Source organism: Halorhodospira abdelmalekii, assembly GCF_016583625.1.
In the GTDB taxonomy this organism is placed as follows: Bacteria; Pseudomonadota; Gammaproteobacteria; order Nitrococcales; family Halorhodospiraceae; genus Halorhodospira; species Halorhodospira abdelmalekii.
In genome coordinates this window covers 11386-33176 of sequence record NZ_NRRN01000025.1, presented here as the reverse complement: position 1 = coordinate 33176, position 21791 = coordinate 11386, and the positions used below count along the sequence as shown (strand labels likewise).

Annotated in this window: 16 protein-coding genes and 1 tRNA gene; 8 read left to right on the top strand and 9 right to left on the bottom strand. The window is 63.7% G+C overall.

From position 1 onward, the window contains the following. Nucleotides 1-99: 99 nt before the first annotated feature. From CKO15_RS07685 to CKO15_RS14520, 7 genes are all read left to right on the top strand, one after another. Nucleotides 100-1047 carry a sodium-dependent bicarbonate transport family permease gene (locus CKO15_RS07685; protein ID WP_200194489.1) on the top strand — a complete coding sequence of 316 codons (948 nt, stop codon included), beginning with the start codon at nt 100-102 and terminating at the stop codon, nt 1045-1047. A gap of 3 nt (nt 1048-1050) precedes the next feature. Further along, nucleotides 1051-1356, top strand: coding sequence for a P-II family nitrogen regulator (locus tag CKO15_RS07680; RefSeq protein WP_200194483.1), 306 nt, complete (start codon nt 1051-1053; stop codon nt 1354-1356). A gap of 362 nt (nt 1357-1718) precedes the next feature. Continuing rightward, nucleotides 1719-3884: a YgiQ family radical SAM protein gene (locus tag CKO15_RS07675; protein ID WP_338036023.1), complete on the top strand. Its 2166-nt coding sequence runs from the start codon at nt 1719-1721 to the stop codon at nt 3882-3884. A gap of 407 nt (nt 3885-4291) precedes the next feature. Beyond that, nucleotides 4292-5674 carry a porin family protein gene (locus tag CKO15_RS07670; RefSeq protein ID WP_200194477.1) on the top strand — a complete coding sequence of 461 codons (1383 nt, stop codon included), beginning with the start codon at nt 4292-4294 and terminating at the stop codon, nt 5672-5674. 222 nt (nt 5675-5896) lie between these two features. Further along, nucleotides 5897-6556, top strand: coding sequence for a PAQR family membrane homeostasis protein TrhA (gene trhA, locus CKO15_RS07665; RefSeq protein WP_200194471.1), 660 nt, complete (start codon nt 5897-5899; stop codon nt 6554-6556). A gap of 27 nt (nt 6557-6583) precedes the next feature. Further along, nucleotides 6584-8086: a cryptochrome/photolyase family protein gene (locus CKO15_RS07660; RefSeq protein ID WP_200194464.1), complete on the top strand. Its 1503-nt coding sequence runs from the start codon at nt 6584-6586 to the stop codon at nt 8084-8086. After that, nucleotides 8079-8681, top strand: a complete 603-nt coding sequence (locus tag CKO15_RS14520) for a methylated-DNA--[protein]-cysteine S-methyltransferase (protein ID WP_338036022.1) — start codon at nt 8079-8081, stop codon at nt 8679-8681. Before CKO15_RS07660 ends, CKO15_RS14520 begins: the two co-directional genes overlap by 8 nt. 114 nt (nt 8682-8795) lie before the next feature. On the opposite strand, the gene CKO15_RS07650 is transcribed toward CKO15_RS14520, so the two are convergent. The 9 genes from CKO15_RS07650 to CKO15_RS07610 form a co-directional block, all read right to left on the bottom strand. After that, on the bottom strand, nt 8796-10034 hold the full coding sequence (locus CKO15_RS07650) for a permuted SH3 domain-containing protein (protein ID WP_200194458.1): 1239 nt from the start codon (nt 10032-10034) through the stop codon (nt 8796-8798). Between the two features lie 62 nt (nt 10035-10096). Further along, nucleotides 10097-12493: an ABC transporter permease gene (locus tag CKO15_RS07645; protein WP_338036021.1), complete on the bottom strand. Its 2397-nt coding sequence runs from the start codon at nt 12491-12493 to the stop codon at nt 10097-10099. Beyond that, entirely contained in the window at nt 12490-13200 is a 711-nt protein-coding gene (locus CKO15_RS07640; protein ID WP_200194445.1) for an ABC transporter ATP-binding protein, read from the bottom strand. The genes CKO15_RS07645 and CKO15_RS07640 overlap by 4 nt, the downstream gene beginning before the upstream one ends. A gap of 65 nt (nt 13201-13265) precedes the next feature. After that, the gene (locus tag CKO15_RS07635) at nt 13266-13685 is read right to left on the bottom strand and encodes a secondary thiamine-phosphate synthase enzyme YjbQ (protein ID WP_200194438.1); all 420 of its coding nucleotides are present in this window, start codon (nt 13683-13685) and stop codon (nt 13266-13268) included. Nucleotides 13686-13992: 307 nt separating this feature from the next. After that, nucleotides 13993-14078: transfer RNA gene (locus CKO15_RS07630), tRNA-Leu, on the bottom strand. A gap of 283 nt (nt 14079-14361) precedes the next feature. Beyond that, nucleotides 14362-15324 (bottom strand): glutathione S-transferase C-terminal domain-containing protein, encoded by a 963-nt coding sequence (locus tag CKO15_RS07625; protein ID WP_200194432.1) that lies wholly within the window; start codon nt 15322-15324, stop codon nt 14362-14364. Nucleotides 15325-15481: 157 nt separating this feature from the next. Continuing rightward, nucleotides 15482-16846 (bottom strand): WD40 repeat domain-containing protein, encoded by a 1365-nt coding sequence (locus CKO15_RS07620; protein WP_200194426.1) that lies wholly within the window; start codon nt 16844-16846, stop codon nt 15482-15484. Continuing rightward, entirely contained in the window at nt 16797-17033 is a 237-nt protein-coding gene (locus CKO15_RS07615; protein WP_200194421.1) for a hypothetical protein, read from the bottom strand. Before CKO15_RS07615 ends, CKO15_RS07620 begins: the two co-directional genes overlap by 50 nt. A 169-nt stretch (nt 17034-17202) precedes the next feature. Beyond that, the gene (locus CKO15_RS07610) at nt 17203-18384 is read right to left on the bottom strand and encodes a cation diffusion facilitator family transporter (protein WP_338036020.1); all 1182 of its coding nucleotides are present in this window, start codon (nt 18382-18384) and stop codon (nt 17203-17205) included. A 62-nt stretch (nt 18385-18446) separates the two neighbouring features. Here CKO15_RS07610 and CKO15_RS07605 point away from each other — a divergent pair, with 62 nt between their 5' ends. Beyond that, nucleotides 18447-21740 carry a PAS domain S-box protein gene (locus CKO15_RS07605; RefSeq protein WP_200194416.1) on the top strand — a complete coding sequence of 1098 codons (3294 nt, stop codon included), beginning with the start codon at nt 18447-18449 and terminating at the stop codon, nt 21738-21740. The last annotated feature ends 51 nt before the right edge of the window (nt 21741-21791 follow it).

Genomic DNA, 21791 nt, shown 5'->3' with positions numbered 1-21791 from the left:
AGTGGCGATTGAGCGCTGTGCCCCGCACGGTGCGTGATCGCTCCCTCCCCGACCGAGAAGACTCGCCCGAGAAGAAGAAGGCCCTGCGCACCCAATCCGATGAACATCGATCCGGTTCTGCTCTTCTTTCTACTCGGCCTCACCGCCGGTGTACTGCGCTCCGAGCTGCGGCTACCGGCTGCGGTCTACGAGCTTGTCAGCATCCTACTGCTGTTGGCGATCGGCCTGAAGGGCGGCATCGAACTGGCGCAACAACCCTTCTTGCAGCTGCTGCCGCAGATCGTGGCGGTCATCGCCATGGGCGCCCTGTTGACCCTAATCGCCTTTCCCCTGCTCCTCTACTGGGGGCGCTTCAGCCGGGCCGATGCCGCCTCCATCGCCGCCCACTACGGCTCAGTCAGTGTGGCGACCTACGCGGTGGCCGCTGCTTACTTCTTGACTCGCGACATCCCGTTTGAGTCCCACATGCCGCTACTGCTTGCGGTGCTGGAGATCCCAGCGATCCTCGTCGGCATCGTCCTCGCCCGCGGTCGATTGCGCTCCATGCGCCTCGGCGCGGTAGCGCATGAGGTCTTCCTCGGCAAGAGCATCGTACTCCTCGGTGGCGGGCTGCTGATCGGCTGGGCTGTCGGCCCCGAAGGGGTAAGCGCCATAGAACCGCTCTTCTTCGATCTCTTCCACGGCATCTTGGCCCTCTTCCTGCTCGAGATGGGGTTGATCACCGCGGCTCAGTTCGGCAGTTTGCGTCGCCACGGCCTCTTTTTGATACTCTTTGGCGTGGCCATGCCAATGGTGGCGGCACCGATCGGTTTGGCGGTAGGCTGGCTGCTCGGGCTCTCGGTCGGTGGCTGCGCGATGATGGCCGTCCTGGCTGCGAGTGCCTCCTATATCGCGGTGCCGGCGGCAATGCGCATCTCGGTCCCGAAGGCCAATCCGACGCTCTCCCTTGCCGCTGCGCTGGGGGTGACGTTTCCGTTTAACGTCTTGATCGGGATTCCGCTCTACTATGAACTGGCGGTATGGGCGGAGGCTCTCTGGGGAGCGTAGTCGATGACTGATTATGCCAAACGGCGCTTGCTGACAATCGTCAGTGAAACGGCCATAGAGAGCCGCTTAGTCGCCGATATTGAGCGGCTCGGGGCGCACGGCTACACGGTTACCGATGCCCGCGGCAAGGGTCACCGTGGGGTGCGCAGCTCTGCTTGGGAGGCGAACAGCAATATCCGCATCGAAGTGGTCTGTGATGAGGCGACTGCCGATACCATCGCTGAGCACTTGCGGACCCACTACTACGCCGATTTCGCCATGATCCTCTTCATTAGCGAAGTCGCGGTCCTGCGCAGTGAGAAGTTTTAGCGCTCACCGAGTTCGGGGGTGATCATCGCTTGGTCCACTTTGCCAAACAGCGCCCAACCTCTGTTCCCCGGGACTCAGTCACACTGCTAAAACGTGGCGGTGGTCGAGCGCTTTACCTGGGAGCGCCGGCGTCCCCGCCGGCATTCTTCTCACGCATACCGGCGAGGACGCCGGCGCTCCCAGCCGACGACCACTGTCCTCCGCTACGTGGCGGGCTTGTGGACCCATGAATGATCAAGGCCTCTTCCCGAGCTTGAGGCATCTTGAAAATCCGCCATCAATTCGATAGCCGATTGATAGTGGGAATAGTTGTTAAGGTTTTTGGGGCTCTCGAAGGAGCGGATTCCTTGGCGGAGGTTTGAGTGGAGCTGAAGGAGACACCCGCGCTTTTCGACTACCGACCGCACTGGGCAGCACGCCTACGGACGGCACCGGCGCCCTTCCTGCCGATGTCGCTGCGCGAGATGGGCGAGCTTGGCTGGGATCGCTGCGATGTGGTGCTGATCTGCGGCGATGCCTATATCGATCACCCGAGCTTCGCCGCCGCTTTGGTCGGCCGTCTGCTTGAGGCGCAAGGCTTTCGTGTCGGCATCATTGCCCAGCCCGACTGGCGCTCGGCCGCTGACTTTCAGGCGCTCGGTCGTCCGGAGCTCTTCTTCGGCATCACCGCCGGCAACATGGATTCGATGGTCAACCGCTATACCGCCGACGGTAAGCGGCGGCGCAACGACGCCTACAGCCCCGACGACGCCGGCAATAGGCGGCCCGATCGGGCTGTGATTGTGTATAGCCAGCGCGCCCGCGAGGCGTACCCGGAGGTGCCGATCGTCATCGGCGGCATCGAGGCCAGCCTGCGCCGTTTGGCCCACTACGACTACTGGTCGGATCGAGTCCGCCGCTCGATCCTGCTCGATGCCAAGGCCGACCTGCTGCTCTACGGCAACGCCGAACGTGCGCTCGTCGACGTCGCCCATCGCACCGCCGCCGGCGAGCCGCCACGCACCATCCAGGATCTACGCGGCACCGCCGTTGTGCTTGGGCAATCATCAGGGCAAACGGGGCCAGGTGAGCCGCCTGGGTCATCTGAGTTCTCTGGGCAGTCTGGGCAGTCTGGGCGGTCGGAACAGACCGCTGCAGCACGCACCACGCCCGCTCAGCGCGCACTGTCGCCGTCGAACAGCGGCAGCGCGTCGGGTACGACCATCGTACTGCCGAGCTTTGAGCAGGTCCGCGACGACCCCGTCGCCTACGCCTACGCCTCACGGGTGATCCGCCAAGAGACCAACCCCTACAATGCGCGCCCGCTGATCCAGCCCCACGGCGACCGTGCCGTCTGTGTCACGCCGCCACCGCTGCCGCTAAGCACCGCCGAGTTCGATGCGCTCTATGAACTCCCCTATGCGCGTGCGCCGCATCCGAGCTACGGCGAGGCCCACTTTCCCTCGTGGGAGATGATTCGCTTCTCGGTCAACAGCGTTCGCGGCTGCTTCGGCGGCTGTACCTTTTGCTCGATCACCGAGCACGAGGGGCGCATCATCCAGTCGCGCTCACCCGCTTCGATCTTGCGCGAATTCGACGCGATCCGCGAGCGCACCGCCGGTTTCACCGGAGTGATCTCCGATCTCGGCGGCCCCTCGGCCAATATGTATCGGCTCGGCTGTCGCAACGCCGAGGCCCAAGCCCGCTGCCGTCGTCAATCGTGTCTCTACCCGCGCATCTGCAGCCAGCTGCGGACCGATCACGAACCGCTGATCCAGCTCTTGCGTCAGGCCCGCAACCACCCGGGTATCAAAAGAGTACTCGTCGCCTCGGGCATCCGCTACGATCTAGCCGTCCGCTCGAAGGGCTTCGTCCGCGAACTGGTGACCCACCACGTCGGCGGCTACTTGAAGATCGCCCCTGAGCACACCGAGCCGGGGCCGTTGGCGAAGATGCTCAAACCGGACATCTCTGCCTACGACCGCTTCAAAGCGCTCTTCGACGACTACAGCCGCAAGGCCGGTAAGGAGCAGTATCTCATCCCCTACTTCATCGCCGCCCATCCGGGGACGCGCGCCGAAGATATGCTCGAATTGGCCCTGTGGCTCAAACGCAACGGCTTTCGCCCCGACCAGGTGCAGGCCTTCCTGCCTGCCCCCATGGCGCTGGCCACGACGATGTACCATACCGGGATCGACCCACTGCAGCCGATTCATCTGCCGACCCCTGGTAAAGATAGGGATGGGGATGGAGCAGCGCGCTTCAGCATGGTCACCACGGCGAAGGGTCTCCGAGAACGTCGTCTGCATAAGGCCTTTTTGCGCTACCACGACCCGGAAAACTGGCCGCTGCTGCGTGAGGCGCTGCAGCGGCTGGGGCGCGACGACTTGATCGGCCCCAGCAAACGCCACCTGGTGCCGGCCCACCAGCCGCGCGGTGCGAAGCAGCACGGCACAAAGCAACAAGGGCCGAAGCAGCGCGCGGCGGAGCCGCGTGAAGCGAAGCAGCGCCGCGGGGAGCGCCGCCGCCATCGACCTACCGGCCGATGAGAATTTCGATGGGGCGTACGGCGGTGGCTGACCATCGCGGAGCCAACGCAGTTTGACTTGATAATAGCAACCATTATCATTGCTGTTGAGCTGTTGATGGCGTACGCCCCGAGGTTCCGTGCCTATCACCGGGTCCGGCTGTAGCAGCGGTTCCGTGCCAGCGGTTCCGTGCCTGTCACCGGTTCTGGCCACCGGTTCCGGCCGGTTCCGTACCCGCCGATGCTTCCGCGCCCACTACCCACCGCGCTGAGCGATCGGATTGCTGAGTTTGCCGAACGCCCCTGAGCAGAACCAGGAGATCTCTATAGATGCCGTGCCCGCACCCTCCTTCATCGCCCCTCTGTTGCCGTCAACAGCGCACCCATAGAGTGCTGCCGCTTCTCACCAGGCTACTGCTCAGCGCGACGGTGACAACACTCCTTGTGCCGCTAGCAGCAACGGCAACTGAACGGGGCGATGAACACCGCGCTGAACACAGCGCTGGAGCGCTCGCCGAGCAGCATTCGGGGCACCATTCGGGGCAGCACTCCGAACACCACCACTCTGAGCACGACGCCGGAGGTGACGGCCACAGCAGCTCCGGCCACAGCAGCTCCGGCCACAGCAGCTCCGGAGAGCTGGCTTCAGGCGCACGTTTTAACCCCGAGGTTACGGTTATCTTCGATGGGGTCTACGCTACGGAGTTCTCTGGACACAGCCGCACCCCGGGAGGCTTCGACCTGCCGCGTCGCACGGCCGGTCACAGCCACAGCAGCCACGCCCACGGCTTTACCGAAGGTTTTCAGCTGCGTGAGACCGAGTTCGTCTTTCAGGCGACGGTCGACCCCTTCTTCGATGCCTTCGCAATGCTCGTCGTTGAGGATACGGGGCGCATCGACCTAGAGGAGGCCTACTTTACGACCCGGCAGCTGCCAGCCGGACTGCAACTAAAAGGGGGACGCCTTCTTTCCGGTATCGGCTATATCAATGGGCGCCATGCCCACAGCTGGGAGTTCGTCGATCGCCCATGGGTCAATGAGTACCTGTTTGGCCACCACGGTTTGCAAGAGATCGGCGTGCAACTGACCTGGGATATTGGCGATCTGCAATTCGGTGCCGAGGCGCTGCAGGGCGACCAGGACGGACCGTTGACACGCTACAGCGGGGCAACAGGGCCACATCTGGCTACCCTTTTCGCGCAGTGGGCCCCATCGCTAGAGGCGCAGCATAGCGCTCATTTTGGGCTCTCCGGCGGCTATGGACGCTCCTGGGAGGCCGCTCACGCAGAGCGTGAGGCGCAACGCTGGGAGAGTGGCACGAGTTGGTTCGCCGGCGTCGATGCCCGCTATCACTACCAGCCCACGGCGACCGCCCGCGGCCATCGTACGATCACCTTGCAGGGGGAGTGGTTCTACCGCGACATCACCGCCGACTACCTCGGCACCCAGGCCACAGGAGCGACTGAGAGTTGGCAGCAGGACGGTCTCTATGTCCAGGCGGTCTACGGCATCGCACCGCGTTGGCGTGCTGCAGTACGTGCCGAAGCGCTCGGCTTGGTCGCCAATCAAGCGTGGCATAGTGGCAACGCTGACAATGGCTTCGCTGCCTTCGCGGATCATGATGCGTCGTATCGCTACGCCTTGGCGCTGACACATCAACCGAGCGACGCCTCTTCGATCCGCAGCCAACTCAATTACGCCGATCTAACAGCTGGCAAAGAGAGCATCCACGACGGCAGCCATCATTCTGATGCGTGGCAGTTTTTTATTCAATACAGCATGAAGTGGCCACATCACCCGCATGAGCATTAAGCGAGCACAACCTGTTAAACCGCTCAACCTCCTCCCCGCCGGCGCTTTTATACTTCCGGCCAGCGGTCGCACTGGCACGCCTGCAGACGGCACCGGCCCCTTCCTGCCTACCCCCATGGTGCTGTCCACGACGATGTATCATACTGGGAGCAGGTCACTAGCGAAGCAGCGCGCGGACGGCCGACGCACTGCAAATCGCAAACCATCAGGAGGGCGGCCCTCGTGAGCACTCCCAGCCAACAACACCCGACCCGCGGTGAAGAGATCGCCAACGCTCTGAGCCATGGGATCGCCTTGCTGATCATTTTGATCGCCACGCCCTTTTTGCTGATCGAGGCAGCCAGTACGGGCGGTGCACGCTTTATTGTCGGGGCGAGTGTTTTCAGCGCCACCATGATCATGCTCTATCTGGCCTCGACGCTCTACCACGCCATGCCGCCCGGCGCGAGTAAAAACCTCTTTCGTCTGCTCGACTACTCGGCGATCTATCTGCTGATCGCCGGGACCTACACGCCCTTTACCATCGGCGTTGTCGGCGGCGCGTGGGGGTGGACCCTCTTCGGGATTGTCTGGGGATTGGCGGCACTGGGTATCCTTCTCAAGATTATCTTCGGGGTGACTCGACCGATTCTCCGTGTCTCTCTCTACCTGGCGATGGGCTGGATGGTCTTGATCGCGCTCGAACCCTTCACCGCCGCCCTCCCGAGTGTCAGCTTGATGTGGCTGCTTGCCGGCGGGATCGCCTACACCGTCGGTGTCATCTTCTTTTCGCTCGACCACCGCCTGCGCTATAGCCACTTTGTCTGGCACCTCTTCGTCGCCGCCGGCACCACCTGTCACTTTATCGCGGTGATGCAGTCGGGGGCTGCGATCAGTGGGTGATTAGCGGGTAACTGGCGGGTAACTGGCATGCCTCGAATCGCTATTGTGTGGCTGCGGCGCGACTTGCGCCTCGCTGATCAACCGGCCCTCGCCGCCGCAGCCGAACAAGCCGAGCGAGTGCTGCCGCTCTATGTCGACGATCCCCACGACCCATCGCTCTCCTCGGAGACAGCAGCATTAGCAGCAGCGGTCGGCGACGCCCCGCTCGGACCCGGCACCGCCAGCCAATGGTGGCTTCACCACAGCCTAGTCGCACTGCAAGAGGCGCTGCGCCGTCACGGCAGCGAACTCTTTATCGCCAGCGGCCCTAGCACGGCCACGCTGCTGCACTGGGCCCAAGCGTGCGGCGCCGAGCGGGTATTCGGCACCGTAATCCATGAACCGTGGGCGCAGCGCTGCGAACGTGAAACGGCCCACACCCTCGCCGAACACGGCATTGAGCTGCACCTTGTTAACGACGCCTTGCTCACCGAGCCGACCGCTATTCGCAACCGCAGCGGCCGACCCTATCGGGTTTTTACCCCTTACTGGCGACAGGTGCGTGCGCAGTTGGCCCCGCCGCTGCCGCAACCGGCGCCGGCACTGCCACCCCCTCCCACGCTGCCGGAGAGCTGCCAGGCACTCCACCCGCTCCACCCGGAGCAGCTCGGCTTACTACCGAAGGTGCGCTGGGACCTAAAACTAGCTGAGCACTGGCAGCCTGGCTGCACGGCGGCTGCGGCACGGTTTGAAGCACTCGATGGGGATTTTTTCGCCGCCTACCCGCAAGCCCGGGATCTACCCGCGCAGCCTGGGACCTCGCGCCTCTCACCGCATCTCCACTTCGGCGAGGTGAGCATCCGCGCCCTATGGCATCGCGCCTTGTCGCTTAGTGGTAGTACAGCAGATATCGAGTCCTTCCTAGCAGAGCTCGGTTGGCGCGAATTCGCCTACCACCTGCTGGCGCAGTGTCCCGATCTGGACACGCAGCCGGTCGATCGTCGCTTTAGCCGCATGCCGTGGCGACCCGATCCCGACGGTGCCCTCCTCGCCGCTTGGCAGGGCGGTCGCACCGGCATCCCGTTGGTCGATGCCGGGATGCGTCAACTCTGGGAGACTGGCTGGCTGCACAACCGCCTGCGCATGGTCGTCGGCTCCTTTTTGGTCAAAAACCTGCGCCTGCCGTGGCAGCATGGGGAGGCCTTTTTCCGCGCTACCTTGGTCGACTGGGATCTCGCCGCCAACAGCATGGGCTGGCAGTGGGTCGCTGGCTGTGGTGCCGATGCCGCTCCCTACTTCCGCATCTTCAATCCGGTTCGCCAGGGGGAGCGCTTCGATCCTCGGGGCGACTATATCCGGCGCTGGGTGCCGGAGCTCGCCGCCCTAAGCGACCGCAATCTGCAGCAGCCGTGGACGGCCTCAAGCACGGCCCGCAAGACCGCCGGTGTCACCCTCGGTCGAACCTATCCGGAGCCAATCGTCGATCTGCGCAGCAGTCGTGAGGAGGCTCTCGCCGCCTTTCAAGTGTGCAAAGAGGAACCGCGTGATTGAGCAGACGCGCCTACTGCACCCGGCAACCACCTCAGCGTCCGCTGTCATTCGCTACGGCGTAGCGCGCTGCCGCCTCGGCTGGATCGGTGTCGCCGCAACCGAGTCCCACCTCTGCGCCATCGCCTTCGACGATACGCCAGAGCGACTTACCGCCAGCCTGCAGGCGCTCTTTACGAAGAGGCATCCTTCGTCTCCTGCATCGTTCGCGGTGGCCGAAGGATTTGATCTTGCGGCTCTTATCGAGTCGCTTACGGCCTTCATCGAAGCGCCCAGGGGCACACTCGAACTGCCCCTGCCCCTCGACATTCGCGGCACTGCCTTTCAGGAGCGTGTTTGGCATGCACTGCGGCAGATTCCAGTGGGCCGCACCGTAAGCTACGTCGAGCTGGCGCAACGAATCGGCGCCCCTACCGCGGTGCGCGCTGTCGCGCAAGCCTGCGCTGCCAATCGGCTCGCCGTAGCAGTCCCGTGTCATCGCGTCGTGCGCCGCGACGGGGCGCTAGGCGGCTACCGTTGGGGGGTTGAACGGAAACGACAACTGCTCCTGCTTGAGGGCGGCATCGCTGGTGGTGGCAGCGAGTGCAACTGCCTTTAGCGCCCATCTGGCTGAGGCCGCCAATCGAGCCTGTCTATCACCACTGGTCCATCACCACTGCAAGCCGATTCGATCCTTAGAGCAGGGTAGCGATCGTACCGGACACCTCCTGCCCTAACGCAGAGCGACCCGGTCGCCGTCGCTCAGTTCGCGCGGCGGGTGAACCACCACCTGTTCGCCGGCCTCCAGACCTGAGACGACCGCCGCCAGTCGCGCCCCGCGCTGACCGATCTCGACGCTGCGCAACCGCGCCCGCCCCTCCTCGATCACAAAGACCCCCCACTGCTCGCCCTTCCGAAAGAGCGCGCTGCTCGGCACGCGCAGCACGTCATCCTCTGCCCAAAGGATAAAGACCGCCTGGACCCGATAGCCATCACCGAGGCGCTCCCACTCTGTGCGCGGAGTCTCCAGATCGACGATGATACGCACCCGCTGCTCTTCGACACCAAGGGCGGTGACGTACTCGAATCCGGCCGGTTCGACCCGCCGGACGCGGCCGGCCAACGGCCCCTCGCCGCCCCAGCGTTCCAAGCGCACCGCCATCCCTGGTGTGATCCCAACGGCATCCTCTGAGCGCACCTCGACCACCACCTCGAGGCGAGAGAGATCGGCGATCTCCAGGATCGACTCTCCGGGTTGGACCACTTGCGCGCTCTCAAAGCTGCGGTGCAAGACGACGCCATCAATCGGCGCGCGCAGTTCCAGGCTGAACGACTCGCCACTCAACCACTCGCTGCTGAGTGGCTGACTGCTCGATGCCCCACCGCCAGACGGGGGCTCACTCAAACGCACGGGAGCAAGCGCAGCAGCGGCCTCATCGCGCTGCGCCTGTGCCAGTGCCACCCGTGCTTGGGTGGCGCGGTAGGCTGCAGCGGTGCGGCGGCGCTCGGCAGCTGCCTCCTCCAGGGCCCGTTCGGTGACCCACGCTTCCGTACTCAGCGCCTGACTGCGCGCGTAGGCATCGGCTGCCGACTCTGCAGCGGCCCGCGCTGCGGCGGCCTCTTCGCGGGCGCTCTCCAGGGCCGCCACTGCCGCCGCCCAACGCGCCTGAGCCTGTAAGTACGTGCGCGCATCGAGCATCGGGGCCGTCACCGGTGCCAGCCGCAGCAACACCTCTCCGGCGGTGACCGAATCGCCCGGCTCTAAGGTGATGCGTGCGGCGTGCGCGGTGACCGGGGCGGTGATGCGGTAGCGCTCGATTACGCGCGTCTCGCCCTCCTCGGTCACGGTGCGCTCCAGGGGGCCGCGACTGACACCTTCAGCGTCGATCAGCAGCGGGTTCGGGCGCAGGGCGATCACCAGCAGCCCGACGACGAGCACCCCACTGACGATATAGAGAAGATAGCGTCTCACTGCACCCCCTTCAGGCCTCCGTTTGGCCCCACTCACCCACACCCACTCGCTCGCTTACTCGCTCACTCGCGCGCCTTGAGCACGGCCACCAGATCGGCCCGATTGAGCCGCCGTCGCACCACCCCACCCGAGATCACCGCGACCACGAGCACCACCAGCGCGGCGGTCGCCATCCCCGCCGGCGAGGGGAGCAGTGGCACCCGATAGAGATCGGATTCGACCGCCGCCACCAACCCGGCGTAGAGATAGTGCCCGACCACGAACCCCGGCAGCAGCGCCAACAAGATCAACAGCGCTTGCTCGCCGAGCAAGATGTAACTGACCTCGCCGCGGGTAAAACCGAGCACGCGCAGGCTGGCCAGTTCGCGCGAGCGTTCTGCTAAACCGATACGGGCGTTATTGTAGATCACCCCGAAGGCGATCACCGCCGCCAGCGCCGTCGTCAGCACCAAAATCGCGCCCATGGTATCGTCGAGGTAGTCGCGAAAGTTCTCCAGCGCCGCCTCACTCTCGATCACCCCGAAGACCAGCGGGCGGCGCTCTAGCGCGCTAAGCAGGGCCGGACGCTGCTCGGCATCGACCGCCAGCCACGCCCCGCTGATCGCATCCCCCTCGCCGAGCAGGCGATTCAGGGCCGTCAACTCCATGTAGACCGAGACGCCGATATACTCCGCGATGGTGCCACTGACCGGAACCTGCACCGTCTCGCGCCGCCCCTCCAGGAGGCGCACCTCAAGCGTATCGCCGACTTCTAGCTCGAGCATCTCGGCCAGGTAGTCGGTCATCAACACCCCGGCAGTCGGCAGCGGCACCTCGGCGAACTCCTGATCGAGCAACCGCCGCAGGCTGGCATCGCGCTCAAGGCCGAGTACGGCCAAGCGGTGGGTGCGGTGGCCGGCGATCAGCTCGACCGCCACCTGGCGGTACGGCTCCACCTGCTGCACCCCTGGCAGCCCGGCGAGCTCGTGCAGTGCCCGGCGTGAGACCGGCTCATAGAAGGTCACGCTGACATCGTCGCGCTGCACCAAGCTGAACTGCGCATCGACGATGGTATCGAGGGCGTTGCGTTGATAGGGGCTGATGAGCAGGATGCCGACAGCAAAGGCAATACCGATGATCGCCATCAGACTGCGCCCCGGGCGCCGCTCGATCGAGCGCAGGATCATGCGCGTCGGCTGTCCGAGCCACCGCTGCACCCCCCAATAGGCCAACAGCCGCTCGAAGAGGGTCGGGCGGAAGCTCGGCGGCGGCTCCGGGCTCATCGCCTCGGCGGGCGGCAATCGGGCTGCGCGCTGGACTGCCGTCAACGTGCCCAACAGCGCCGCGAGGGTCGTTGCCGCCGCACCGATGGCCACCGTTCGCGGCTGCAGCCGATAGTCGAGGAAGGGGAAGCGGAAAAACTCCGCATAGAGCAGCGCCAACTGCTCGCCGAGCACGTACCCGAGCCCGACCCCGAGGCCAATCCCGAGCGCGACAATCAGCAAGACCAGCTGCAGGTAGTGCAGCGCGATGGCCCCGCTTGAGTAGCCGAAGGCCTTCAGGATCCCGATGGTCTCACGCTGGGTAGCAATCAGGCGGCCGACGACGACGTTGAGGAGAAAGGCGGCCACCCCGAGGAAGATCCCGGGGATGAGGACGGCGATACTGCGCAGCTGCGTCAGTTCATCCTCGAGCAGCCGATGCGAGGTCTGGAAGTCGCGATCGTGGGCGCCGCGCCCACCCCACGGCTCAAGCAGGCGATCGAGCTCGGCGATCACCTCGCCCGGGCGGGCATCGCGCGTCAGCGCCACGGTCAAACTGTTGAACGCCCCCTCCATGTCGTAGGCGGCGGCCAACGCCTCGCGGTTCATCCAGACGGTCGCGTAGCGCCGATGATCGGGCATCAAGTCGCCGGGACGGATCTGATAGACGTGCTCTGGGGAGGTCGCCACCCCGACGATCTCGAACCGCTGATAGCGCCCGCGGATCACCGCGCTGAGCCGATCGCCGGGGCGCAGCTCATGCGCCTCGGCAAAGCCGTCGCTGACGACGACCTCGCGCCCACTGCCGGCCTCCGGCAACCGGCCAACACTGACGTGCAGGCGGTTGAGCACGGCGTTCTCCCCATCCGGCAGCGAGAGTAGCTGCCCGGTGATCGGCTCATCAAAGCTGGGTAGCTCGAGCGTTGCGCCTGCCTCGACCCGATCGGCGAGTCGCTGCACCCCGGGGATCTCCGCGATCTCGGCGAGCAGGCCGACCGGGGCCCGCTCGGCACTGACAAAGAGATCGGCGAAGCGGTACTCCTGATAGAAGGCCGCCCGCGTCTCGGTTAAGGCGTAGAGGGAGGTGAGAAACATCACCAGCGTGCCGACACCGCCGGCGATGACCACGGCGATCGCTACGGCCTGGCTGCGCATCGTCCAGAGCTCGCGCCAGAGTTTGCGCGTCAACGCCCGTGGGGGCCAGAGGCCCAGCGTCACCAGCTCAGCTCCCGCGCCCGGCGCCGCTGCGTATTGCATTCAACCGCATCGATCAGACCATCCTTGAAGTGGATGACGCGGTGGGCCATTGAGGCGATGTCGGCGTTGTGGGTGATGATGGCGATGGTGGTGCCAAACTCTTCATTGACCCGCTCAAGCACCTCAAGGACGGTAATCCCGGTCTTTGAATCGAGCGCCCCGGTCGGCTCGTCACAGAGCAAGACCTGCGGCCGCTTGGCAATCGCCCGGGCGATGGCGACGCGCTGCTGCTCACCGCCGGAGAGTTGGGAGGGAAAGTGGTCGAGCCGCCCGCCCAGGCCGACGAGTTCCAGCGCCGCCTCGGGGGCCATAGGATCGCGGGCGATCTCGGTGACGATGGCGACGTTCTCGCGCGCCGTCAGACTGGGAATGAGATTGTAGAACTGAAAGACGAAACCGACGAAGTGGCGGCGAAAGGCGGTCAGCTCACCCTCACCCGCCGCGGTTAGATCGTGACCGTGGACGGTCACCGTGCCGGCACTCGGGCGATCGAGCCCACCGAGGATATTCAGCAGGGTCGACTTCCCACTGCCCGAGGGGCCGAGCAGCACCACCAACTCACCGCCGTAGAGCACCAGATCGACCCCGCGCAAGGCGTGGACCTCGACCTCGCCCATGCGGTAGACCCGAGTCAGCGCGCTAGCGCGGAAGACCTCAGCATCGCTCATTGATATTGCTATCGCTCATCTATATCGCGAATGAGACCCCGCCCTTCAGGCGAGAAGGGATGAAGTCACGTCCCCAGGAAGGTCACAACCACCGTCCGTGAATGGCGGCGGGTCCGATGCTCCCAGAGAAAGACGCCCTGCCATGTACCCAAGCAGAGCTCACCCCGACTGAACGGAATGGTCAGGCCCGAGCCGGTCAGCACACTGCGAATATGCGCCGACATATCGTCCGGCCCCTCCATCGAGTGGGCGTAACGGGGGTCACCATCGGGGATCGAACGCTCCAGATAGCCTTCGAGATCGTGAAGTACCGTCGGATCGGCGTTCTCGGTGATGGTCAGCGATGCGCTGGTGTGGCGGCAGAAGAGGTGGCACAGGCCCGTGCTCATCTGTAGTGGCTGTAGCAGCCCCCTGATGGAGCCGCTGATCTCGACCGGGCCACGCCCCCGGGTCGCTATCTCGAACTGCTCTTGATGGATGCGCACCGCTCACAAACCTCCGGATACTGCTCCGCGAAGCGGCTACTGATCACCCCGCTCCGGGATGCCCTCCCCTGCCCCCTTCGCTCGAACCGAATTCGACTGCAATCTGAACGGAGTCTATCACGCGCCGAGCGAGCCAGCCCTAGCGGAGACCTGATATCTCTGCTCTGCAAAAGCCCTAAGACACTTAATCGACGAACCCTGCGAACGCGCAACATCCACAGGCGCTCAGTGATAGCTGACCACCTACGATCTGACCTTGCCAAACAGGGAGATATGCTACAAGAGGCGACGAGATGCTACGAAGAGATGGTGCCGGGAGTGGGACTCGAACCCACATGGGCGAAGCCCACTCGATTTTGAGTCGAGCGCGTCTACCAGTTCCGCCATCCCGGCATGGCGCCGATGGTATCATCCTTTTTCCCCCAGCGCACCCCCAGCCTGCTGATCGTAACGCTCCGAGTCCAGCGACCTGGCGGTAGCGGTTTGTCGCTCACGCACGGGCCACGACGATGTTTGCGGCTCAAAATATGGCAAAAGGTGATCCACAAAGCCCGCTGTAACCCGCCGATGGCCCGCAAAACCCTTCTGTCCCACCAGCAATATCCAACCCAGCTGGGAAGCGTAGCACGGCTGCCCGCGCTGTCCGGTGGCTTCTATCAGATCACGCAGAACCGAATCACTTCGCAGATAAGCCCTCCCGGCCGTGCGGCCGGTCGAGGCCGAGATCGGGCATACGTGCGATGATCCCTGTCGGGTTGAGGAAGGGATGACTTAGGTAGTAGTGGTGACGGATGTGCGCCCAGTCGGTGGTCTCGCGGAAGGCGGGCATCTGGTAGAGCTCACGCAGATAGCCGTAGAGGTGGGGGTGCTCGCGGATGGGGCGCTGTGAGCACTTGAAGTGGACCGCGTAGACCGCATCGAAGCGAATCAAGGTAGTGTAGAGGCAGATATCGGCCTCGGTAAGGCGATCGCCACAGAGATAGCGCCGCTTACCGAGCACCTCGTCCCACTGCTCCAGGGCGCTGAAGAGCCCTTCGGCCGCCTCGTCGTAGGCGGCTTGGGTGGTCGCGAAGCCGCAGCGGTAGACGCCGTTATTGATCGGCTCGTAGATGGCGTCTATCGTCGCATCGACCTCTTCGATCCGATCGGGTGGGGCTAGATCGATGTCGTGTTCGGCGATCGGGGCGAGGGCGTGGTTGAACATCCGCAGCAGCTCGCGCGATTCGTTGTTGACGACGGTGCGCCGCTGCTGATCCCACAGCACCGGCACTGAGACCCGAGTCGTCGCTTGCGGCTCGGCCGCGGTATAGATCTCGCGCAAGTAGCGCGCCCCGAGGATGGGATCACCGGTCGCTCCGGGGAAATCGTCGCGCAGCTCCCAGCCCTGGTTGCGCATCAGGGGGTGGACCACGGAGAGGCCAACGGCCGACTCTAGGCCCTTCAGCTTGCGGGCGATCAGGACTCGATGTGCCCACGGACAGGCGAGCGACACGTAGAGATGGTAACGATCAGGCTCGGCGGCGAAGGTGCTATTCGGTTCGATCCAGGCACGAAAGCGGCTCTCCTCGCGCTGGAAGCGCCCTTGCTCGTCATAGCGGTAGGCATCCTCGACCCACTGCCCCTCAATCAATCGTCCCACGGCCCCTCCTGATCAGTGTTCGTCCGCCGAGTCTGAGCTTTTTTCGCTGCCGCTGCCAGCTGCGACACGCTGGCCAGCTGCGACAGGCCCTCCACTACTCCTCCACTACCGCCCTCCGCCACCATTCACCCTGGTATTACTCACCCTGGCGCCCATCCTACCGCCCCTCCCAACCGAGCGGCCACAGCGTCAAGCGTTGATCCTCGCCGACCGACAGGCCCACGCCACGCTCGTCATCGAAAGCGACGGCGCGCACGGGACCGGCGTGTCCGGCGAAGGTGCGCTTTGGGTCGCTGTCATCGAGCGCCCACAGTTTCACCGTGCCATCGCGCGCGCCGGAGAGCGCATAGCGGCCATCGCGGCTTACCGCAATCGCCAAAACAGTATCCTCGTGCCCATCGAAGTGGCGAACCGTCTCACCTCGGCGCACATCCCACAGCGTCAGTGCGCCATCGTCACTCCCGACTACGATGGAGCGGCCGCGCGGGTCGAAGGCCACGCTTCGCACCTCCCCGAACGCTCCAGTCGCCGGGGCTGAGATCGCTCGGCCGTACTGGGTATCCCAGAGCTGCAGGGGCGATTCACCCGCTCCACCAGTGACAGCGCGCCGGCCGTCCGGGGCGTAGGCAACCGCGTGAAGCAGGGGCTGATCCCCCCCACCCTCGCGTAAGGTTCGCAGCAACCGTCCTGCGCGCAGATCCCAAAGCTGTAGGTCGCCGCTCTGGGTTACCGCGAGCAGTCGCCGTCCATCGGGGCTCAACGCTAGCGCGGCAATCGGTGATTCCTGCTGCTCCCAGCGCCGCTCGGGCTGCTCACGGTCGCTGCGCCAAAACATAAGGTGGCCACCCGCATCGCCGGTCACAAAGTGTCGACCGTCGCGACTCGCCACTAAGGCGGTGATCGGCTGCGCGTGTCCGCTGAAGGTGCGTAGCACCCCACCCTCTTCGAGATCCCAAAGCAGTATGCGGCGGTCTTGCGCAGCGGTCAGGGCACGGGCATCGGGAAGGACAGCTAGGACGGTTATGGCCGCACGGTGTCCGCGATAAGAGGCAAGTGCAGAGGTCGCGCTGGTCAACTCCAAGTGCAGCGTCTGCTCGCTTGCCGCCCGCAACCGCACTTCACGCTCAGCACGCAGAGCCTCGCCGCGTTCACTCTCCTGGGCCGTAATCCTGGCCTCGACGCGGTAGGTTCCGGGCGGCAAGCGAACCGTCAGCTCATCACGAGGCCAGCGTGGTGAGCGTCCGTACTCACGGCCATCAATGTAGATCTGAGCCTCACCCGGCTGTGTGGTGATCCGCAACGACGCCCGTTCATCGGCTAGCGACGCGGCGGCAAAGAGAAGGGTAGAGAGATAGAGGGCGAAAGCGGCGATCGCCGCCCTCAGCAGACCCGGGCGACGAACTCGCCCGGCGCCCAGAGCGCCCCATTCATCGGGGGCACCAGGGGCGAAAGGGGCACCGAGGATAAGCGCCTCAGTGCAGCCGGGTCGTCGGCAAGCGCTCGGCGGATTTCTCAAGTTCATCAGCAATTTGTCGCATATAGGCGGCAGTCTCCTGGGCACTCATGTAGTGGCGAGACATGCAAACCGCCGCGAAAAAGAGCGACTCCAGGGTTTGCTCAGCGTTGCCGCTCTGCTCAATCGCCTGACCGGCATTGGCACAAACCAGCTCCGCCAGGGTCTGATTCTGGTGATGTTGCTCTTTAGCCATGGGTGCTCTCTCCTACGTCCTTTAGTCCGGCCCGATAGGCCTGCATCACCCGGCGCTCCAACAGCGCCGCCTTTGCAGGAGGTATCGGCATGCGGACGACAACCTTTAGGACGTCTCAAAAAGCCCCGACGAAACGACCGGCAAAAAGACCTGACTGGCGGCGGAGTGATCAGCACACCACGACGTGCACGCGGCAATGCGTGACGTAGTCGATGCGCTCCGCCGCTGCGGCGAGCGCAGCAAGCGCACCCTCCCCCTCCGCCGAATCTGCGTAGCCGGCGTAGCACCCCGGCTCCCACGGCAGGTGAACTTCGACCTCAAGCGCTCCCTCCATATAGTGCAAATCGATCCGCTCGATCCGCTCGGCCAGTGCCACCCCCTCCCAGTACCGCCACAGGTCATGCTCAACGCGCCGGCGCAGCGGCAACTGGGTCGTCACGGCCTCCCAGCTCGGATCTTCGTGTTCAACATGCACCAGCACTTCGGCCACATCTGAGACAGCCCGGGTCAAGTACTCACGAACCGCCTCGGCGATCCGGTGCCCTTCCGAGACACTCAGCCGCGGATCGACCAGGATATGGACATCAACCCAGGCGTCCTGTGCCATCCGCCGACTGCGCAACCCATGCACCCGATGCACACCGTCGATCCGGGTAATCAGATGCTCCAAATACTCGACCTCGTCGGGCGGCAGACCGGTATCGACCAACTCACGCAGCGCCTGCCAGACGAACTGTCCGCCCATGTAGCCGAGCATCAGGGCCACGATCATGGCTCCGACCGCATCCAACCACGGAAAGCCGAGCAGCACCCCGACGATGCCGGCGACCACGACAACCGATGAGAGGGCATCAGAACGGTGGTGCCAGGCGTTGGCGTGCAGTAGATTAGATCCGATACGCTCGGCAGCCCGTCGGGTGTAGCGATAGAGCCCTTCCTTAACGAGAATCGAGAGCAGCGCTACACCCAGTGCCAACCAGCCCGGCACCAGCAAATCGGCCGGACTGATGAAAAGACGCTGCAGCAGATCGTAGAGAAAACCGCCGGCGACCAACAGCAGGACTGCACCGATAAAGGCCGTTGCTACCGTCTCGATGCGGGCATGACCGTACGGGTGGTCGTGATCGGCGCCTTGGCTGCCGTAGGTCGCGGCGAGCAGAACGACCCCATCGGAGAAGAGATCCGTTAACGAATGGACGCCATCGACGATCAAGGCTTGCGACTGGCCAATGACCCCTGCTCCAATCTTGCCCAGTCCGAGCAGCAGGTTGACCACCCCACCAACGAGCGTTACTCGCCGTTTGGTCCACAGTTCCGCCTTACGGATGGCGGTTTCGCCGCAAGCATCCACGCTAGCATTCCTCCATAATGTCACCTTACCCGCAGGCCCAGACAGCGCGTCAGCTCCTAATCATGAAGACGACCCCCTCCGCCAACACCTCGTACGCGGCGCTGCTCTTCGAGCGCAACCCGAGTGCATTAGCTGAACTCGACGCCACCGGGCGTATTTTGCGGTGTAACGCCGCCCTGAGTGCGCTACTGCAACGCACCACCACAGCACTGTACGGGCAACACTTTTGCGAACTGCTCGCATATGACGACGATCGAGAGGAGGAGAAAGCGCTGTTTGCGGAGATCACTTCCGGGCAACGCTCCCATTTTGTCATCGAGCGCCGAATTGCCGATCGCAACCCCGCACTGTGGGTCGAGTTGACCGTCCACGCTATCGATATCGCAGCCGACAGCAATGCCGAGATCGACGCCGAGGCCTCCCGTCACACCGGTACCGGCGGCGCTGACGACACCAACTCCGCCACTGCAGCCGACAAGGCCGATGCAGCCGATGCAGCCGATGCAGCTGAGGGCAAAACTACCGGACTGGCCCTGCCCGTTGCCCTCGCCTTTTTCAAGGATGTTAGCAGACTCAAAGGGCCGCCGACGCCACAGATCGAAGCCGAACACCTCTTTCGCCAAACTTTTCACAGCAACGTCGCCCCGAAACTGCTCATCGACCCTCAGAACGGCCGCATTGTTGATGCCAACCTCGCCGCTGAACGCTTCTACGACTATACCCGCGAACAGCTGCAGACGATGTCGATCAAACAGATCAACACCCTCTCGGAGCCCGAGATCCGCGCCGAAATAGCGCGCGCCGAGGCCGAAGAACGGCTCTATTTCCGCTTTCGCCATCGCCTGCGCAGCGGTGAGATTCGCGATGTCGAGGTCTTCTCAGGACCGCTCTGGATTGCCAACAAGTCCTATCTATACTCGATTATTCACGACATCACCGAAACGCGCCGCTACCAGCACCGCCTCGAGGTCTACTGGGATCTCTTTCGCACTGTACCGGTCGGCATCTATCGCAGCACCCCGGAGCCGAATGGACGTTTTTTAGAGATCAACCCGGCCATGCTCAGGCTCTTTGAGGCCAACTCCGAGAAAGAGCTCCTAGCGAGCCCGGTGCGTGACCTCTACGTCAATCCTCAAGATCGTGTACAACTCACCGAGCTGCTACTCAAACGTGGAGAGATTTCAGGACTAGAGCTACAGCTTCGGACCCTGCGCGGACGCATCATCTGGGTGCGCCTATCGCTGCGGAAAAACCTCGATGAGACCGGACGGATCGTCTTCGACGGCCTGGTCGAAGATATCAGCGATCGCATCCACGCCGAGCGCTTCCAGCACCAACTGCTCCACAGCCTCGCTGAAGGTGTGATGGGGATCGACGTCGAGGGACGACTCACCTTTCTCAATCCGGCCGCCTGCCATATGCTCGGCTACACCGATGAAAAAGAAGTGATCGGTCTCAACGCCCACAGCTGCACCCACCATACACGAGCCGACGGCACGTTCTTCCCACTCACCGAGTGCCCGATCTACCAAGTCGCCAAGACCGGCAAACCGCTCGAAGCGTGGGAGGATCTCTTCTGGCGCAGCGACGGCACCCCGCTCCCGGTACTGGTCTACGCCGCACCACTGCGCGATGAGGCCGATAAACGTCAAGGGGTGGTCGTCTCCTTCCAGGATATTACCGAGCGACAGCGCACCGAACGCGAGCGCGACCGCATGCTCGAGATCCTTGATGATCACCCACACTTCATCCAGCGCTTCCTACCCGACGGCACCATCGTCTTTGCCAACCGCGCCCTAGCTGATCTGCTCGGTTCAACGATCGATGCCCTCATCGGCCGTATGTGGCTCGAAACCCTCCCCGAAAGCGAGCGAGAGCCCCTGACGATCGATTTAGCCCGCTTTACGCCTCAACAGAGCACACGCTCCCTGGAGCATCGGCTGATCGATGCCGGCGGTAGAACACGCTGGATTGAGTGGAGCACTCGGGCCTTTTTCGATGACGATGAACAGATCACCCACTTTCAGTCGGTGGGCGTCGATATCACCGAGCGCAAAGCCGCCGAACAGGCTCGACGCCAGGCCGAAGAGGACCGCAACACCTTCTTCGCCGCCATCAGCCACGACCTGCGCACCCCGCTCAACGCCATCCTCGGCTTTACCGAGCTGCTCGAACAGACCGAGCTTGATGAAACACAGCGCCGCTACCTGCACTTGTGCCACACGGCCGGCGATCGCCTCCTAGCGCTGATCGACACCCTGCTTGACCTATCACGCCTGGAGGCAGGACGCCTGACTCTGCAGCAGCAGGCCTTTGCCCTACGCCCCTTCTTGGAGCAACAGTTCGAAATACTGCGCACGCGCGCTGAAGAGAAGGGACTGCAATTCCGCCTGACCGTCGATGAGGCACTGCCTGAAAGGGTCTGTAGCGATCCGACGCGTTTTGGCCAGATCATCTTCAACCTTGCGGTCAATGCGATTAAATTCACCGCGCACGGGAGTGTTCATATCGAACTGCAACGTCAAGCTGCTGACTGGGTGTACGTCGCCGTCTCCGACACCGGACCGGGGATTCCCGCAGACGAACGCGAGCGCATCTTCGAGGCCTTTACCCAGGCCCGCCCACTCTCCCCTCGCCAGTCCGGAACGCCCCGTGGCATCCGCGGCGCTCCGAACGCGCGTTCTTCGAGCCACGAAGGGAGCGGCCTGGGGTTGAAGATCTGTCGTGAACTGGTCCAAATCATGGGTGGAACCCTCGGCCTGAAGAGCGAATTCGGGATCGGCTCAACGTTTTTCTTCTCGGTGCCCCTGCCGGCCGACGATAACACCTGCGCAACCTTGGAAGCGGCTGATGACGCGTTGCCGGATGGATTGCCTCAGGAACATCGCACAATCGATGGCTTGCGCGTGTTGGTTGCTGAAGATGAACCGGTAAATGCACTGCTGGCACGCAAGCTACTCGAGTCGTTCGGTTGCAGCGTTCTGGAGGCTGCCGATGGGCTTGAGGCCGTTGCGATTTGGCAGCGCGAGCGCCCCGATTTGGTTCTGCTCGATGTGCAGATGCCTCAACTCGACGGACCGGAGGCCGCGGCCGAAATTCGCCGCTTAGAGCGTGAAGCGGAACCGAACAGCGGCAGCACAACGCCATTGGCCGCCTTGACGGCCCACGCACTCGAAGAGAGTCGAACCCACTGCCTGAGCATGGGCTGCGATGCCTACCTGACCAAACCGATCGACACCACCAAACTCAAAGAGCTGCTGCAGTGGGCAGGGCATATCAAGAAGAGCCGAACGACTCAACGGGCGACCGGACCAGTCACTCCGCAACAGGGGGCGGATAACACAGAGGGCAGATAGCATAGGAGCAAAAGCCAAGACTCGAACAGGCACCGGAGTTCGACACATCCG

Coding starts and splice junctions, on each gene's coding strand:
- CKO15_RS07685 (WP_200194489.1), top strand. CDS start 100: ATGAACATCGATCCGGTTCTGCTCTTCTTTCTACTCGGCCTCACCGCC.
- CKO15_RS07680 (WP_200194483.1), top strand. CDS start 1,051: ATGACTGATTATGCCAAACGGCGCTTGCTGACAATCGTCAGTGAAACG.
- CKO15_RS07660 (WP_200194464.1), top strand. CDS start 6,584: ATGCCTCGAATCGCTATTGTGTGGCTGCGGCGCGACTTGCGCCTCGCT.
- CKO15_RS07640 (WP_200194445.1), bottom strand. CDS start 13,200: ATGAGCGATGCTGAGGTCTTCCGCGCTAGCGCGCTGACTCGGGTCTAC.
- CKO15_RS07620 (WP_200194426.1), bottom strand. CDS start 16,846: ATGAACTTGAGAAATCCGCCGAGCGCTTGCCGACGACCCGGCTGCACT.
- CKO15_RS07615 (WP_200194421.1), bottom strand. CDS start 17,033: ATGGCTAAAGAGCAACATCACCAGAATCAGACCCTGGCGGAGCTGGTT.
- CKO15_RS07605 (WP_200194416.1), top strand. CDS start 18,447: ATGAAGACGACCCCCTCCGCCAACACCTCGTACGCGGCGCTGCTCTTC.